12 protein-coding genes are annotated in these 16,005 nt (G+C 49.2%); 11 read left to right on the forward strand and 1 reads right to left on the reverse strand.

What is annotated here, in order from left to right; all coding sequences use genetic code 11:
- The first annotated feature begins 67 nt into the window (after positions 1-67).
- The 11 genes from MHI48_RS05090 to MHI48_RS05140 all read left to right on the forward strand — a co-directional run bounded on the left by MHI48_RS05090 (position 68) and on the right by MHI48_RS05140 (position 15,150).
- Positions 68-1,081, forward strand: a complete 1,014-nt coding sequence (locus MHI48_RS05090; RefSeq protein ID WP_076329380.1) for an iron ABC transporter permease — start codon at positions 68-70, stop codon at positions 1,079-1,081.
- Complete coding sequence (locus tag MHI48_RS05095) at positions 1,078-2,121, forward strand: FecCD family ABC transporter permease (protein WP_405143227.1); 1,044 nt, start codon at positions 1,078-1,080, stop codon at positions 2,119-2,121. The genes MHI48_RS05090 and MHI48_RS05095 overlap by 4 nt, the downstream gene beginning before the upstream one ends.
- A 13-nt stretch (positions 2,122-2,134) precedes the next feature.
- Entirely contained in the window at positions 2,135-2,956 is an 822-nt protein-coding gene (locus tag MHI48_RS05100) for an ABC transporter ATP-binding protein (RefSeq protein ID WP_405143229.1), read from the forward strand.
- Between the two features lie 572 nt (positions 2,957-3,528).
- On the forward strand, positions 3,529-4,539 hold the full coding sequence (locus tag MHI48_RS05105; protein ID WP_405143231.1) for a hypothetical protein: 1,011 nt from the start codon (positions 3,529-3,531) through the stop codon (positions 4,537-4,539).
- Positions 4,540-4,725: 186 nt separating this feature from the next.
- Positions 4,726-6,081: a diaminobutyrate--2-oxoglutarate transaminase gene (locus MHI48_RS05110; protein ID WP_405143233.1), complete on the forward strand. Its 1,356-nt coding sequence runs from the start codon at positions 4,726-4,728 to the stop codon at positions 6,079-6,081.
- On the forward strand, positions 6,075-7,508 hold the full coding sequence (locus MHI48_RS05115) for an MFS transporter (protein WP_405143235.1): 1,434 nt from the start codon (positions 6,075-6,077) through the stop codon (positions 7,506-7,508). The genes MHI48_RS05110 and MHI48_RS05115 overlap by 7 nt, the downstream gene beginning before the upstream one ends.
- Entirely contained in the window at positions 7,486-9,273 is a 1,788-nt protein-coding gene (locus MHI48_RS05120) for an IucA/IucC family protein (protein WP_405143237.1), read from the forward strand. Before MHI48_RS05115 ends, MHI48_RS05120 begins: the two co-directional genes overlap by 23 nt.
- The gene (locus tag MHI48_RS05125) at positions 9,248-11,260 is read left to right on the forward strand and encodes an IucA/IucC family protein (RefSeq protein ID WP_405143239.1); all 2,013 of its coding nucleotides are present in this window, start codon (positions 9,248-9,250) and stop codon (positions 11,258-11,260) included. The genes MHI48_RS05120 and MHI48_RS05125 overlap by 26 nt, the downstream gene beginning before the upstream one ends.
- Positions 11,257-12,033, forward strand: a complete 777-nt coding sequence (locus MHI48_RS05130; RefSeq protein WP_076329387.1) for an HpcH/HpaI aldolase/citrate lyase family protein — start codon at positions 11,257-11,259, stop codon at positions 12,031-12,033. The genes MHI48_RS05125 and MHI48_RS05130 overlap by 4 nt, the downstream gene beginning before the upstream one ends.
- Positions 12,030-13,343 (forward strand): type III PLP-dependent enzyme, encoded by a 1,314-nt coding sequence (locus tag MHI48_RS05135; RefSeq protein ID WP_076329388.1) that lies wholly within the window; start codon positions 12,030-12,032, stop codon positions 13,341-13,343. The genes MHI48_RS05130 and MHI48_RS05135 overlap by 4 nt, the downstream gene beginning before the upstream one ends.
- Positions 13,303-15,150, forward strand: a complete 1,848-nt coding sequence (locus tag MHI48_RS05140; RefSeq protein ID WP_405143241.1) for an IucA/IucC family protein — start codon at positions 13,303-13,305, stop codon at positions 15,148-15,150. The genes MHI48_RS05135 and MHI48_RS05140 overlap by 41 nt, the downstream gene beginning before the upstream one ends.
- A gap of 206 nt (positions 15,151-15,356) precedes the next feature.
- On the opposite strand, the gene MHI48_RS05145 is transcribed toward MHI48_RS05140, so the two are convergent.
- A complete protein-coding gene (locus tag MHI48_RS05145; RefSeq protein WP_339197299.1) occupies positions 15,357-15,761 on the reverse strand; it encodes a hypothetical protein in 405 nt (134 codons plus the stop codon).
- Positions 15,762-16,005 lie beyond the last annotated feature (244 nt).

Raw genomic sequence — 16,005 nt, forward strand, 5'->3', positions numbered from 1 at the left:
AACATTCGTTAACGAAGTGTATGGGCAGGCAGGTCTTTTATCATTTTACAGATGAAAGAGTGAGAGTATGTTTCCCCTTTTTACAAAGGCAAGCGCCAAGATCTATGGACTGGTTGGTTTATTCATATTACTTCTACTTGCTTGCCTAGCCAGTATGATTCTGGGACGTACGCATATCACGTTTCAGATGGTATGGGAAGCACTGCAATTCTATGACGAAAGTTCTGTGGAACATGTGGTTCTGCTGACGGAACGGTTGCCACGTACGGTTATTGCTGCTGTTGTAGGAGCAAGTTTGGCAGTGGCGGGTGGGCTGATGCAGGCATTGACACGTAACCCGCTGGCATCACCAAGTGTGTTCGGGATCAATTCTGGTGCGATCTTTTTTATTGTTATTGCCATTGTTGTATTGTCCGTATCTTCGCTCACTACCATGATGTGGTTTGGTTTTGCAGGGGCTGCTGTAGCCGCGGCAATTGTATATGGGCTAGGTTCCCTAGGTCGTGATGGCCTGACACCGATCAAAATTGTACTGGCAGGTACGGCAATCTCCGCGTTATTTGCCTCGTTCACACAGGCCATTCTGGTGCTGGATGGAACCGGATTGCAGGATGTACTGTTCTGGCTTGCCGGTTCAGTAAGTGGACGGACGTTGGATATGTTATATCCTGTTCTGCCGTACATGACAGCCGCAGCTATTGTCTCTTTGTTCATGGGCAGAGCCATCAATCTGCTCTTGACGGGTGACGATATCGCCAAAGGCATGGGACAGAATGTACTTCTGGTCAAGGTGCTCATGGGAATTGTTACGGTATTGCTGGCGGGTGGTTCGGTTGCCGTAGCCGGTTCGATCGGTCTCGTCGGTCTGGTTGTCCCGCATATCATGCGTGCATTTGTAGGCAACGATTACCGCTGGCTTGTTCCTTACTCTATTGTAGGGGGAGCGATTCTGTTGCTGTCCGCGGATGTGGTTGCAAGGTTGGTGATCATGCCGCAGGAAGTTCCACTCGGTGTCATGACTGCACTGATTGGCGGACCCTTCTTCGTGTATATTGCCCGCAAGGGGGTGACGAAGATATGAGGAAGGTGTTGACTTTTCGCAACAAAAAAGACACTGTCTCAGTGCAAATGGAACGAAAATCACTGGTTGTCATCGGTGTATGTATCCTATTGTTCCTGATGGCAGGAGTGGTCGGTACCAGTGTAGGCAGTGACTTTATTTCTCCGCTGGATGTGCTCAGAACGATATTTGGTCTGAATGCAGGAGAGCATGACTTCGTCGTGCTGACCTTAAGACTGCCAAGGGTGCTATTATCTCTGCTCGTAGGAGTAGCCCTCGGTATGTCAGGCGCACTTCTGCAAGGCATTATCCGTAATCCGCTGGCCTCACCGGATGTCATCGGCATCACCGGCGGCGCGGCCGTTGCAGCTGTAGGTTTTGTTACGCTGTTAGGTGGAGCGGTAAGTATCAAGTTGTTGCCATTGTTCGCCATCGCTGGCGCAATTGTGACGGCTTTGATCATCTATGTGCTTGCCTGGAAAAAGGGAGTCAGTCCGATCCGTCTGGTGCTGATCGGCATTGGGGTATCGGCCATTACCGGAGCCGGGACGACCTTTATGCTGATCCTGAGTCCGTTCTACACGGCAGGTCAAGCCTATATCTGGCTGACAGGAAGTATATACGGAGCATCGTGGACCGATGTCCGAACGATTTTACCGGTTATAGTAATTGTTATACCGCTGGCGATCTGGTTCGCCCGTAGCCTGAATGCACAGGAGTTCGGGGATGATCTGGCCACAGGGCTGGGTGTAACTGTGCAGCGGCATCGTTCAGCGTTGTTGTTATGCAGTGTACTGCTGGCGGGAATCGCCGTTGCGGTTGCCGGAACCATTGGTTTTGTAGGCCTTATCTCTCCACATATTGCCCGAAAGCTGGTTGGACGGATGTTTGGCAGTATGCTGATTGTGTCTGGACTGGTTGGTGCTCTGCTTGTATTTGCGGCAGATCTGATTGCCCGCACTGCCTTTCTACCGCTGGATGTTCCCGCAGGGGTATTCACCGCAGGCGTAGGCGCACCATTTTTCCTGTATTTGTTGTTCAAGAATCGAAATCAGTTTTGAGGAGGAGAGAGCTGTGAGTATTCTGGAAGCCAAGGAGCTTACGATCTCCTATGGAGCAGATCCCATTATTGAAAATTTGAACCTGACCATTCCCAAGGGAAAGATTACCGTCCTCATTGGCAGCAACGGCTGTGGCAAATCTACGCTGCTGCGTACGATGGCCCGGTTGCTGAAATCCAGCTCCGGTTCGGTGCTGCTGGATGGCGAAGAGATTGCAAAGCTGCCGACCAAGGAAATTTCAAGACGCATGTCCATCCTGCCGCAGGGCCCGACCGCTCCGGAAGGCTTGACGGTGAACCAACTGGTTAAGCAAGGACGTTATCCACATCAAACATGGCTGAAGCAATGGTCACGAGAGGATGAGCGCATGGTCAAGCTGGCACTGGAGTCCACACATCTGACAGAACTCGCGGATCGACCTGTGGATGCATTGTCCGGTGGACAGCGTCAGCGTGCCTGGATTGCGATGACACTTGCGCAGGGTACCGAAACGCTGCTATTGGATGAACCTACAACCTATCTGGATATGACACATCAGATTGATATCCTCGATCTGTTGTTTGATTTGAACGAACGGGAAGGACGCACGATTGTTATGGTACTTCATGATCTGAACCTGGCATGTCGTTATGCGCATCACATTGTGGCTGTTCACAACAAGTCGATCTACGCAGAAGGAAAACCGGAAGATATTGTCACACAGGAGATGGTTCGTAAGGTTTTCCAGATGGAGTGTGAGATTGCAGTTGATCCACTGTTTGGCACACCAACCTGCATACCACATGGAAGAGGAAGGAAGCTGAATGGGGAACAGCGTTATACTCAACTGGCTTGAGGATCAAAAAGTCTACTTTTGATTCGTTTAATAAATTATTCAAAACTCCACATCGACTCCATTGTATAAAGACAAATTAGGCAAGCCGTTGGTAAAACCATGTCCCAAGCTTGCCCGGTTTGTTGTGCCTATTATTCGATAAAAGCATACCAGCATCGACTCAAACCTACACAAAATTCAATCTTATTTTTCCTTAAAAGTTTATTATTGACAATATAACTCGAATTGCCATAAAATAGATTTTGTATGATATTGATAATCATTATCAATATTAAATTACAATAAAAATTGATGAACGTATGAGCAATATAAGTTGAATTCAAATTTCACACGTTAACGGAGGGGGCAGAACAGATCTGAAGAAGCGGAGCTACAAGTTTTCTGCAAGAAAGCTGCATCGGAAGCATAAGCTGCGCCTTTATCACCGGATTTCCCCTTTGTATAAGGGATTCAAAAAATCTGGGGATAACAGCGATTGGAAGGTTGTTCTGTCATTGTAGTGTCAGCGTAAATAATCTTTAATTCAACTTATATAGGAGCGAGTACTTTCATTCGATCGAGGAGGATTTTCAGTGTTTCCGAAAGGGATTCATAATCTGCAAAACCGACTCATTATAAGCAAAGCGAGAGAAATGGGTATCACCTGTGAGCCACTTCTTGAGGGATGCGAAGATTTTCTGAAGCTGTCTGTAGGGGACCAAGAGATCATCATTAACAAAACCAGATCTCATCGTCTGCCGTTAATCGCTGGACTGCTCGCGAAGAACAAGCAGGCATGTAATATGTTGTTGCATGAACAGGGGATGCCTGTACCATCATTTATCGTGATCCCGGAGATGAGGAGTGAAGCAGTAGCTTTTCTGAATAGATACGGCTCTATTGTAGTGAAACCGCTGGATGCGAGCAGCAGCATGGGCGTGACGTTGGATGTGCGTACTGAAGAAGAACTGGAGGCAGCCATTCATCTTGCGAGTGTCCACGGCAGCAGCATTATGTTACAGCAATATGTGACCGGAATCGATTACAGAGTGCTGATCATTAACGGTGAAGTGGCGGCTGTGAACCAGTATCGGCCTGTCTATGTTGAGGGAGACGGAACTTCAACCGTTCGGGCGTTAATTGAGCAGTTGAATCAGGGACGAATCGAGATGACACCCATTGGCGAGTATGAAGCATTTCCCGAGGTTAATGCAGAAACGGAACGACTGCTGGAGGTATTACATGCACAAGGGACAACACTGGATGAAGTTCCTGACGCCGGAAAAGAAATCGAGCTGTACAATCTCCGCAATTCTGCCGCCGGAAAAATCAGTGAATTCTACAAGGATTGTACCGAAATCATTCATCCCGAAAATGCCCGGATGATTATTCAGGCGGCAAAGACTCTTCAGATCGATGTAGCAGGAGTCGATGTTCGTTGTCATGATATCCGCACCCCGATCTCCAGAGATCTGGGAGGCATCCTGGAAGTGAACGCCTTGCCAGATCTGACACACCACGTCTTTCCCCATGGTGGAACAACTCGTGATGTGGTTCGGTTATACCTGGAATACCTGTGTCAGGAGCAACTTGAATATAAATAAATATAGCTTATAACAACGTATAGATGACAATATATGACGGATAACGGATAACGGATAACGGATACCATCATTTAATTCGGACCTCACCATGATTTTGAACCAATACCAGGTCATATGCAAAATGTAGAACAAGAATCACAGGCAGCAGGTTCAGCCTGAATCGATTATAAGGAGCGTTAGAGGGCTATGTCAGTAGAGGTGCAGACGGAATATCTGAAGATGCAAAATGAGAAGGAATCCAATGCAAGATCGTACCCGAGACATTTCCCGCTTGTCATTAGCAAGGCCCATGGGGTGAAGATTACCGATACGGAAGGCCGCGTATTCTACGATTGCCTGGCGGGTGCAGGAACATTAGCGTTGGGGCATAACCATGACACGGTGGTCAACGCCATTCGCGATGTTCTGGATCAGCAAATTCCGCTTCATACACTGGATTTGGCAACGCCGCTGAAGCTTTCATATATGCAAGAACTGTTTTCCATTCTCCCGGCAGAGATGCGAGACAAAGCCAAAATCCAGTTCTGTGGTCCAACCGGAGCGGATGCCGTAGAAGCAGCCATTAAGCTGGTCAAACATGCAACAGGTGGCAAGTCTATTCTTGCCTTTCAGGGAGGTTATCACGGTTCGACCCAAGCGACGATGTCGATGAGTGGCAACCTGAGCAAGAAACAACATCTGCAAAGCCTGCTACCCGATGTTCATTTCCTGCCGTTTCCTTATGAATACCGCTGCCCATTTGGTGTTGGTGAGGGCATGACGGCCCGGTTGAGCGCACAGTATATCGAGAACCTGCTCGATGATTGCGAGAGTGGGATTGCCGCACCGTGCGGAGTCATTGTGGAGACGGTCCAGGGCGAAGGCGGGGCGATTCCGGCAGACATTGAATGGCTGAGGGAGCTGCGTCGAATCACAGCAGAGCGAAATATTCCGCTCATTATCGACGAAGTGCAGACAGGCATTGGACGGACAGGCCGGATGTTTTCATTTGAACATGCCGGGATTGTACCCGATGTAATTGTCTGCTCCAAAGCAGTTGGCGGAAGTTTGCCGATGTCTGTTGTCATCTACAAAGAAGAGCTGGACCAATGGCAACCTGGTGCACACACAGGTACGTTCCGTGGCAATCAGCTAGCCATGGCAGCGGGACTTGCTACACTTCGTTATATTCGGGAACAGGATGTTCTACACAACGTGCATCTGCGCAGTGAGCAGTTCATGAATCAACTGAATTCATTGAAAGAGCGGTATGCAGAGATTGGTGATGTGCGAGGCAGAGGACTGATGATTGGTGTTGAGGTGGTTGATCCAATGGGACGCAAGGATCGTCTGGGACATTATCTGCCTAATGGTGCGCTGGCTGAGTCTATTCAGCGTGAATGTTTCAAGAATGGATTAATTGTAGAACTGGGCGGGCGTCATTCAGCTGTTGTTCGTTTTCTGCCGCCGCTGAATATTACGGAGCAAGAAACGAGTGCAATCCTTGCGATCTTTGAGAAATCGGTAGCTGAAGCGATTGCCTCAGCAACGGCCGCATGCTGAAGCTTTCTCTGATGAAGAGGCATGCAGTATTACTCGCGATTCTAATCGGTGCTTTTTCGCTGGTGCTGACCAACAGTGCATTTAACCTGCTGCTGCCTTATTTTGTGCAATACTATCAGATCTCTACGACAGCAGGCGGGTGGATTATCGCGCTGTACATGCTGGCTATGACGTTAACGATGCCGGTGGCGTCCCTGATTGTGGACCGACTGGGGCGTAAGCAGACGTATATGTTGGGGATCAGTATCTATGGACTGTTCTCGGTAGCAGGTGCGTTGTTTTATCACTCTATTGAGGTACTGTTGCTGGTTCGTTTCATGCATGGCGTTGCCGCGGGGCTGATGATTCCGTTATCACTTGTGCTGCTGTTTGATGTCTACGGACCGGAGGTAAGGGGACGAATTACAGGAGCGTGGGGCTTGCTTCTTATGTTGGCTCCGGCTGCCGGGCCTACGCTGGGTGGTTTCATCATTCAGTATGGACGGCTTGAAATGTTGTTCTGGCTCAATGTGCCGTTAGCTGTGTTCTCGTTGATCGGCTGCGGTCGAGTCATTCAAACCTATATCCCTGCCCGTAGGAAAAAATGGCATCCATCCAGTGTCATAATGCTGATCTGCGCTGTAGGTGCCCTTAGTCTGGGGGTACAGTTGTACGCAAGTCCTGTCGTGGCAGTATGGGTACCTTGGATGCTGATTGCGCTCGGTGTGGTGCTGCTCATTCGTTTTGTCCAGACAGAGAACGGTCGCAAGGAACCGCTGATCCGGTACCAGTTGCTGCGGCGTAATGCCGTCTTTCCGCTGACCGTGCTGATCTCGACCATTCAGGATTGTGTCATGTTTGGCGTGATCTTTGCATTGCCACTATTGTTCCAGGACGTCTTCCACCTGTCACCGGCCCTGTCCGGTGCACTGTTCATTCCCTTATCGATCTGTACAAGTCTGTTCATGTGGATTGGCGGCAGCTTGCTGGATCGCGGTCGGTCCATACATTTTATCGCATGGGGGACGTTGCTGGTGTCGATATCGATCTTGTCGTTTGCGGTTCTGCCCCTGGGAGCATCGATCTGGATCATAGGGATGCTCATGGCATGCCGGGGAATTGGCGTTGGCCTGTCAGGTATGAGCATCTCTGCGATTGGTCTGCAAGCATTAGCAGACGAAGACATGCACGAAGGGTCGGTGTTATCAACCACGATTGAGCGTCTGGCTTCTTCGTTTGCGGTGATGGGCTTGACCCTGTATTACGATATGCGTTGGCAATGGCTTGCCGGGGCAGGAACGTCCATGGAGATGGCAAAATGGGGAGCACTCAAAGAGATCTGTATCGGACTTGGCTGCGCCATACTGCTTACACTTCCCCTGGTCTTACTTATAACCCGAAAGAAGGTTGGCATCATTGTTCGAGATGGAAAACAAGCTCCGGTCTGAGGCTGAGCAGCAGGCCCATGAACATTCGTGCAAACTGCTGTTGAACTGTTACATCCGTGAGCTTGCGCTAGAGAAGGAAAGCGATATTCGGATCAATCCGAACACGCTGTCGTACACTGTTACTTTTCAAGCTAGTAGGGTGAAGGTGACAGGACGCTTGTCTTATTACTCTGCCATGGGGGAGCATGAATACCTCAGCATGGAATCTGGCGGGGAAACCGTTCATTATCGCGACCTGGTTCGCTGGATCACATCTGAGCTAAGCGGGAATGGGGAACAGGGAGCGAGTTCGGATCAACATGGAATGATGAAAAGTGTGATGGAAATGAAGCGTTCACTTGAGCTGGAGAATGTACATCCATTGGGTGAGAATATGAATCGTGTAGAGCTGGCGTATGCCAGAGATTTTGCACAAAAGGTTGATAACAGTGTGGGCAACCTTACGTTGTATATCGAACAAGCAGCCGGTCTCGACATCCACGATTATCGCACATCGGAACAGTCACTGTTGTATGGTCATCCGTTCCATCCGTTTCCGAAGAACTCCAAAGGCTTCAGCGAGCAGGATGTGCAGAAGTACAGTCCGGAGTTACGGACATCATTTCAACTCTGTTATATCGCCGTGAGGCAGGATGTCTACGTGCAGGCATGGGTCGATGACGAGGCGGCAATGGATTTGCAAGACTTACTGTGGAGCCATGTGGAGCCTATTTTAAAAGAAAAGAGTGAAATGTATGGGCTGCTGCCTGTCCATCCATGGCAATACGCGTACATATCACGATTGTCCGGGGTACAGTCCTATTTTCGAGATGAAAAATTAATTCTACTCGGTAGTGCGGGGCCTATCGTCTATCCAACTTCTTCGGTCCGTACAGTTTATGTTCCCGAATGGAACTGCAATATCAAGCTGTCACTGAACATGCAGATCACCAACATGATTCGCACTAACAGTGCTGAGCAGATGCGCAGAACACTGGATGCCTCCAAGTACGTCAGGCAGCATGACTGCTTCGGTGCTGAACCGAACACACATATTGCGTATGAGACAGGCGTAGCGACTTGTGCTTTTGAAGATGAAGAGTTAACCAGTCTGTTTACGATAGCTTATCGGCCCATTGAGTTTGATGTCGAGAATACGTATGTCTTATCCAGTCTGGTTGAAGCGCCGCTTCCTGGGATGCGGTCGAGACTGATGACGATGCTGGGTGGTGGACGTGACATTGCCGAGCGTTGGCTGGAACGTTATCTGAAATGTTCTCTGCTACCGATTGTACAGGCGGCGGGAGAGAAAGGTATTCATTTTGAAGCCCATTTGCAGAATACCCTTGTGACCTTAAAGGATGGGTTGCCTGTTGAGTTTATCGTCCGCGATCTGGAAGGGGTCAGTGTGGATGAGGAACTTATAAGTGAGCAGGATCGTGCTGCGTCCGATTTATTATTTTATTCGCGAGAGAAAGCCTGGGCGCGGACATCGTACTATTTTATCGTCAATCATCTGGGGTCTCTGATTCATGCGATGGCGCGAGATGTGAACGTCCCGGAGGAGCATTTCTGGAAACAGGTACGTGAGGTACTTGTGGAGGAGCTGGAACGAACGGGCAATGCATATGTACGACATCTGCTGACAACGGATGCATTTCTGGCCAAACAAAACTTGGTGAGTTGTGTAAGAGGGATCAGCCAGACCCCGGCCTACGTGCCGGTGAGCAATGTAATGAAACGAATAGGGAGTGAAGTGCGTGGGAGTCGTGAGATACAGGGCTGAAGCAGGCGGCAGGACAGAAGCAGTCTACGTGGGTGTACAGGAACGGATCATGCGGCAGACACTGGAGGCAATGTGGTTCGAAGGCATTCTGGACAGTCATGTAAGTGGGAGCGAATGGCGAACCGAGGGACTTACATCTTCCGGTCATTCTGTGGCGTACACATGTGAAGCGGAGCGAAAGTTTTCATTTGGCCGGGTGAAAGTGAAGAAGGGTTCGATCCAAAGAGAAGGCGTACCGTGCACCGATCTGGATCTGTTTTTGGAGGAAATTGTGCTGAACGCTTTGAAGGGTGCAAATGTGACGGCTTTTATCCAGGAACTACTCGAAACGATGGCAAAGGACAGCCAGTGCCGGGCAATATTACCCTTGAACATTCCGAATGAAGATCGGCATTATGATGCGCTCGAAAGTCACATGACCGACGGTCATCTGTACCACCCGAGTTATAAGTCGAGGCTGGGATTTTCTTTGAAAGACAATCTGGCCTATGGCCCTGAATTTAACTCGAAGGTTTCATTAGTCTGGGTTGCTGTGAAAAAAGAATTTGCTCAGACCGCTGTATCCGCGGGTTATAGCTTGGAAGAACTGGTGGGACAACATCTGACCGCAGAGGACGTACAGCGATTTCAACAGATCCTGCAACAACAAGGTTTTACGGACACGGGTGAGAACGTCAACGCATATGGGGCGAGTGCAGATCAGTTGGGGAGCAGTACCGAAGTTCGTGAGAGCGTTGGAGAGATAATCCAAGCGAAGCTTCATGGGGCAGTTCGTGAAAAAGGCGAAACAGTCCGTAGCTCGGGTAGGGAAGACGGCAATGTTGGTATAGGAATAGCTTCTGACGCAGGTGATCGATATGTATTCATTCCGGTTCATCCATGGCAGTGGGAGCACCAGTTGGAATCGGTATATGCCCGTCAACTGATGGATGGAGACATCGTGTATCTTGGTCCATCGTCTTCGCCATATCGTGCGCAGCAGTCGATCCGTTCGCTGTCGAATCGGGTGAATCTGGAAGCCCCTTACATCAAGCTGGCCCTTAGCATCACCAACACGTCGAGCACACGTATTCTGGCACAGCATACGACCCAGAACGCACCGCTGATCAGCGATTGGCTGGATGAACTTGTTCGTGAAGATGAGCTGTTGCAGCAGGCGCAGTTTGGCATTTTAAAAGAAATCATGGGATTGTCGTTCCGTTATGAGCAGTTGCCTGCAACCCAGTATGGACGGGCCTACGGTACACTTGGTGCCATCTGGCGGGAGAATGTATCGGTTCACCTGAAGCAAGGTGAGACGGCGTGGCCGCTGAATGCATTGATGTTGGTGCAGCCGGATGGTGTTCCATTTATCCAGGATGCTGTAGAACGACATGGTGTGGAAAAGTGGAGCGAGGCCCTTGTTCGCACGGTAACTCTTCCGATTATACATTTGCTCTATGCACACGGGATTGCGTTGGAATCTCATGCTCAGAATATCATTTTGGTACTGGAAGATGATCTGCCGAAACGAATCATTATCAAGGATCTGCATGATGGAGTTCGCTATGTACCAGATCAACTGTTGCACCCGGAACGGGCACCGAAGCTGAACCCCGAGCCGGAAACCCACCGCAAGTTCAATCGATATTCCTTCATCTATGCCGGAGATGTGTCGGAAGTCCGGGACTATACGTATGATGCATTCTTTTTTATCTGCATGACAGATATTGCGCTGGCTTTGGAGAAGTTTGGGTTGTCGGAGGAAGCGTTCTGGCAGCTGTGCGCAGGTGTAATTGTGGATTATCAGAAGCAGCACCCGGAGTACACGGAACGGTTCGTTGCATTTGACCTTTTTGCCGAAGATGCACTGATCGAAGAGATGACCAAGCGCCGTCTGTATGGGGATGGAGAGTTATATTTCCGCAAAGCGAGCAATCCGCTCAAGATATCAAAGGATGTACTTGAATCAAATGGAACACCCGAATTAAAGGGAATCGTCGAATGAGGATTAATACGCTGAAGGAAAAAATTGCACGCAAACAGCCCGTATACGGTCTTTTTGTATCCATACCACACCCGGTGATCGTCGAGATGATAGGACATGCGGAATATGATTTTGTCATTATTGATCTGGAACATGCCGCAACATCGATGGAATCGGTGGAAGAGTTGATCAGGTCGGCTGAACTGGTCGGCCTAACCCCGCTGGTACGTATCTCAAAAGTGGAGCGAGCGGAGATTCTGAAAGTGCTGGACTGTGGCGCACAAGGCATCGTCATTCCGCATGTCGAGCAACTGGAGCAGGTGGAAGAAGCGGTTCGTCACGCCTACTATCATACGGTTGGCATGCGGAGCTTGAATAGTGGTCGTCCCGGTGTATTTGGGAAATATCCGCTCACAGAATACATTGAAGAAGCGAACGAACAGGTGATGGTTGTCCCCATGATTGAAAGTGCGGAGGGCGTGAGGCAAAGTGCACAGATTCTGTCTCACCCTCAGGTGAGTTTTGTATTGGAAGGGGCAGCGGATCTGTCGCAATCCCTCGGTGTGCCATGGCAGACCGAGCACCCGGATGTGAGACGTGCGCTGGATGAATTACATGCTACCGCCCAGCAGTGCGAAGTACCTTATGCAACGGTCACCAGAGGTGTGGAGGATATGTCTCTCTGGGCTGAGCGGGGAGTACATATATACGTGCTTGGTGATGATCGGAATACCGCGTTTCGGGCGTATGCCCAAAAACGGAATGACTACAGGAATGCGGGTGGGCAGATATGAAACCTAGTGTATGGCATGCGATAGATGAACTGCAACGAGGGATGGAAGATCCGGTATGTGCGTATGTATACGATCTGGCTGGCATTCAGGAACAGGTACATCAGATGTTGGACAGCATGCCTGGGAACACACAGTTGTTCTACGCCATTAAGGCGAATCCTGATCCGCGGATCATTGAGGCGCTGCTTCCATTTGTGAAGGGCTTTGAAGTGGCTTCAATTGGAGAGCTGCTGAAGGTTAGAGCGGTAAGTCGCGAGGTTCCAATTCTGTTTGGAGGTCCGGGTAAAAAGGAGAGCGAACTGAGGCTGGCGATCGAGCAGGGCGTGAGTTACATCCATGTGGAGAGTCTGTTGGAACTTCGGCGCATCATTGCGATTGCGAAAGAGAGGGCGATGGAGCAGGAGCAAGTGCAAGAAAATGAGCCGAAACACAAGCAACAACAGAAGCAAGCGCAGGAGGTGCGCATTCTGCTCCGAATCAATCTGCGAAGCAGTACGTTACCTCGGACGAAGATTGTCATGGGCGGTGGGCCGAGTCCTTTTGGAATAGATGAAGAGGCGGTGGAAGAAGCCATTGAACTCATTCGTGTGGAAGGCGCGGGTGTGGTTCGGTTAAGCGGGTTCCATTTTCACTCCTTGTCCAACAATATGGATGCAAGGCTGCACGCCGAGATGATCGAGTTGTATTTGCAAAAGGTGGAACAGTGGCAGCAACAGTATGATCTTCCTGTGGAAGTGGTGAATGCAGGAGGTGGGTTCGGTGTTACGTATGATGGCAGCCCCGGATTCGACTGGCCCTTGTTCACTTCCCTGCTGGAGCAAAGTGAAGCCAGAGAGCGCCTTGCTTCACGCGGAGGTCAGCTGTATTTTGAATCGGGTCGACTACTGGTGGCAGACCATGGGTACTACGCAGCAGAAGTTACGGATATCAAAACCTCTCATGATCAGCATTTTGCTGTGTTAAGGGGAGGTACACATCACAATCGTCTGCCTGCTTCATGGGGACATAACCACCCGTTCCAGATTATGGAGACGGACCGTTGGAAGCATTCATTTGTCCGGCCAGAGGTAAGAGGTCATCGAGTCCATATCGTAGGTGAGCTATGCACACCCAAGGATCGCATGCATGCTGATGCGGAGGTAGCACTGCTGCGCGTGGGAGACATTGTTGTATTTGAAAAGTCTGGGGCTTATTGCTGGACCATCTCGCATCATGATTTTCTGGGGCATCCGCACCCGGCATTCCATTATCTAACGGAGGACAATAATCATGTCAACACTGATGAAACGTTCCAGTCTGCAAGCCGCTGAACGCCGGATTATGGCGGATCTGATGAATTCATTTTTGTCGGAGCAATTAATCCCACTGGAGGATCACCCATTAATTGATTTTACCGCAGCACCTGCACCGTTCCGTCGATTGTACAAGGGATATGACAGCGAAGAGCATAATCATAATGTAGCGTCTCGCTATAGATTGCACACTCAAGGCGTGCTGTGTCTGGTTGAAACTGGAGTAAGACAGGGGACTCAGTGGGTTCAGGGTTCACCGATCTACGAGGAGAAAACTGATGGAAGCTGGGTTCTCCTTGATACTCCGGCAGAAGTTGGACGTGCGGTGTTACAGAGGGCTTTGTCGGATAAGGCCTATGCGCAGCCTGGGGTGGCGGAATTCCTGGTTAGTCTGGACATTGCTGTGGAGCAGTATGCTTTGGGCTGGGAACAAGTCCAGTATCTGTCCGCTAACGTCCCGGCTTCTGCTTATGAATGGTTTATCAAGGGGGAGCGCGTTGCGGCATTGCGGGATCGTCCATTTCACCCATCGTCCAAAGCCAAGGTGGGATTCAACGCAGAAGATGTAACACGGTATGCAGCAGAATTCGGGAAGGCGATTTCGTTGCGCTGGGTGGCTATACGGTTGGATGCCGTGCAGCAAGGGTGTGAAGATAGATTGTCCATTTTGGATGTGTTAGACGATGTTCAGCGCGGAGTGTTGGAAGCCGAGTTTGCCCGAAAAGGGATCACGTTGAACGAATATCTGCCGATGCCTGTTCACCCGTGGCAATTGCAGCATGTGATTCTGCCCCGCTTTACTGGAGAGATCGAAGAGGGTAGCATTGTCGTATTGGACATAGAAGTGGGCGACGTACAGGCCACATCCTCTCTGCGCTCGATGGCTCCGTCAATTGAATCCACCCTAATGCTCAAGCTACCGGTTAGTGTGCTGTCTCTGGGGGCTGCTCGTTATCTTCCGGTAGTCAAACTTCTGAATGGTCTTGCTGGAGAACGCATGTTAAGGCAGGCCGTTGCTTGTGACGAGACGTTGAAGGACAAGGTGTATATGTGTGAAGAGCAGAACTGGTGGGGCTTTATGCCAGAATCCATGGGACTGTTCGATGATCATCCACGCCATCTGGCTGCACAGATTCGTGTGTATCCGGCTGAGTTATTGGGTGAAGATTACAAAGTAATCCCAATGGCCGCACTGGGTGTGAATCTGGAAGGGCATCATCTATTAACGGAAATTCTGGGGGAAAACCTGAGCAACACGAATGTTCTCGACTTTTATGCCAGTATAGCTACGACGTTTTATGATATCGTGATGCGTCTGTTCAAGGTGGGCGTTGTACCTGAGATTCATGGACAGAACTGCTGTCTGGTGTTACGGGATAGTCAGGTAAAAGGTCTATTGTTCCGCGATCATGATTCCGTGCGTTTGCATCAGCCTTATCTGGACAAACATGGCATTGCAGACCCCGCCTATCATATTAGACCTGGCTACTCGAACAGCTTGTATAACGAGACGATCCAGAAGCTGATCTTCTATGTACAGTCTCTGGGGACGCAGGTGAATCTGGCTGCGATCATGGAGGCACTTAGCGAAGTGTATCACATCCCGCAAACGAAGTTATGGGAGATCACGGAGCAGGCTTGGAGGGAAGCGCTGCAACATGTGCAGCTTCCCGAATCCGACCGGGCCGCGCTCGCTCATGCGATATTTGAGAGTAGGGAGTGGCCCGTGAAGTTAGTTGTCCGTCCGCTGCTTGAAGCGGATGGGGTGCCTGGCGCGATGCCATCGGGCAAAGGCATAGGGTGGAACCCTTTTTACAAGGGATAGAATGCAGAAGGTGGCCCGCTTGACGGGTTGCCTTTTCGGTTTTTTTGGTAATGAAGGTTCAAATCGCGAGGGGGGGAATAAATGTTCATAATTATTGAAGGTGAATCTGATGAAATCCAAGTACAGAAATCGGACTGATGTTATAAATGAATAAGTGTTACTGGCTCACCTTCTTATGATGGCAATGTGTTTGTTACTTATATTTACTAATTAGTTGTTATCGGTTGATTAAAATTACCTATTTGTTGATTTAACAGACTTACTATTTCCTTTGAATTATTACTCATTCCGTCGTCATTCTGATTCTTATTGGAGTTGGAGAGGAACCGCGAATAGTTTTCTGTACTTGTTGCTTCTCCTTCAGCATGTTTTGTTTCACTCAATAGAACCTTTGAGCCGTCTGAATTAACAAGATACTGTCTAGTATAAGCACCTTCCCTTGCTGTAACCAGCTGCCCTTTTTTTTCTACTGATTTGTCCTTCTTTTCTTCGTCTTCTTTCTTTTCGACTGTTTGTACGAGAAGCGTTGATTTAAACAACTCTTTGTTGTTTGTTAGATTGTTGCGTTGGTTAATGTGATAAATGCTAGGACTAGAATTGTTAATACGCATGACTTCACATCCTCTTCGAATGGAATTTTTTGAAAAAATTGTAACATGTCATTTTATATCGGTATCTTTTGTTGAGAAATGAATACAAATTGCGATTTGGACAAAAAAAGGGACACTCGCAGCTTTACGATTTTAATGAATTTGATATCGTCATTCCCTGAAATACCTTATAAGTATCTTCGCGGTTCACCATTCCGGGCTTATATTATCTACTTGACGGGTTGCCTTTTTGGTTTGTTGTCAT

The sequence above is a fragment of the Paenibacillus sp. FSL H7-0942 genome (assembly GCF_045040715.1).
Classification (GTDB): Bacteria; Bacillota; Bacilli; order Paenibacillales; family Paenibacillaceae; genus Paenibacillus; species Paenibacillus amylolyticus.

Coding starts and splice junctions, on each gene's coding strand:
- MHI48_RS05090 (WP_076329380.1), top strand. CDS start 68: ATGTTTCCCCTTTTTACAAAGGCAAGCGCCAAGATCTATGGACTGGTT.
- MHI48_RS05095 (WP_405143227.1), top strand. CDS start 1,078: ATGAGGAAGGTGTTGACTTTTCGCAACAAAAAAGACACTGTCTCAGTG.
- MHI48_RS05110 (WP_405143233.1), top strand. CDS start 4,726: ATGTCAGTAGAGGTGCAGACGGAATATCTGAAGATGCAAAATGAGAAG.
- MHI48_RS05115 (WP_405143235.1), top strand. CDS start 6,075: ATGCTGAAGCTTTCTCTGATGAAGAGGCATGCAGTATTACTCGCGATT.
- MHI48_RS05120 (WP_405143237.1), top strand. CDS start 7,486: ATGGAAAACAAGCTCCGGTCTGAGGCTGAGCAGCAGGCCCATGAACAT.
- MHI48_RS05130 (WP_076329387.1), top strand. CDS start 11,257: ATGAGGATTAATACGCTGAAGGAAAAAATTGCACGCAAACAGCCCGTA.
- MHI48_RS05135 (WP_076329388.1), top strand. CDS start 12,030: ATGAAACCTAGTGTATGGCATGCGATAGATGAACTGCAACGAGGGATG.
- MHI48_RS05140 (WP_405143241.1), top strand. CDS start 13,303: ATGTCAACACTGATGAAACGTTCCAGTCTGCAAGCCGCTGAACGCCGG.
- MHI48_RS05145 (WP_339197299.1), bottom strand. CDS start 15,761: ATGCGTATTAACAATTCTAGTCCTAGCATTTATCACATTAACCAACGC.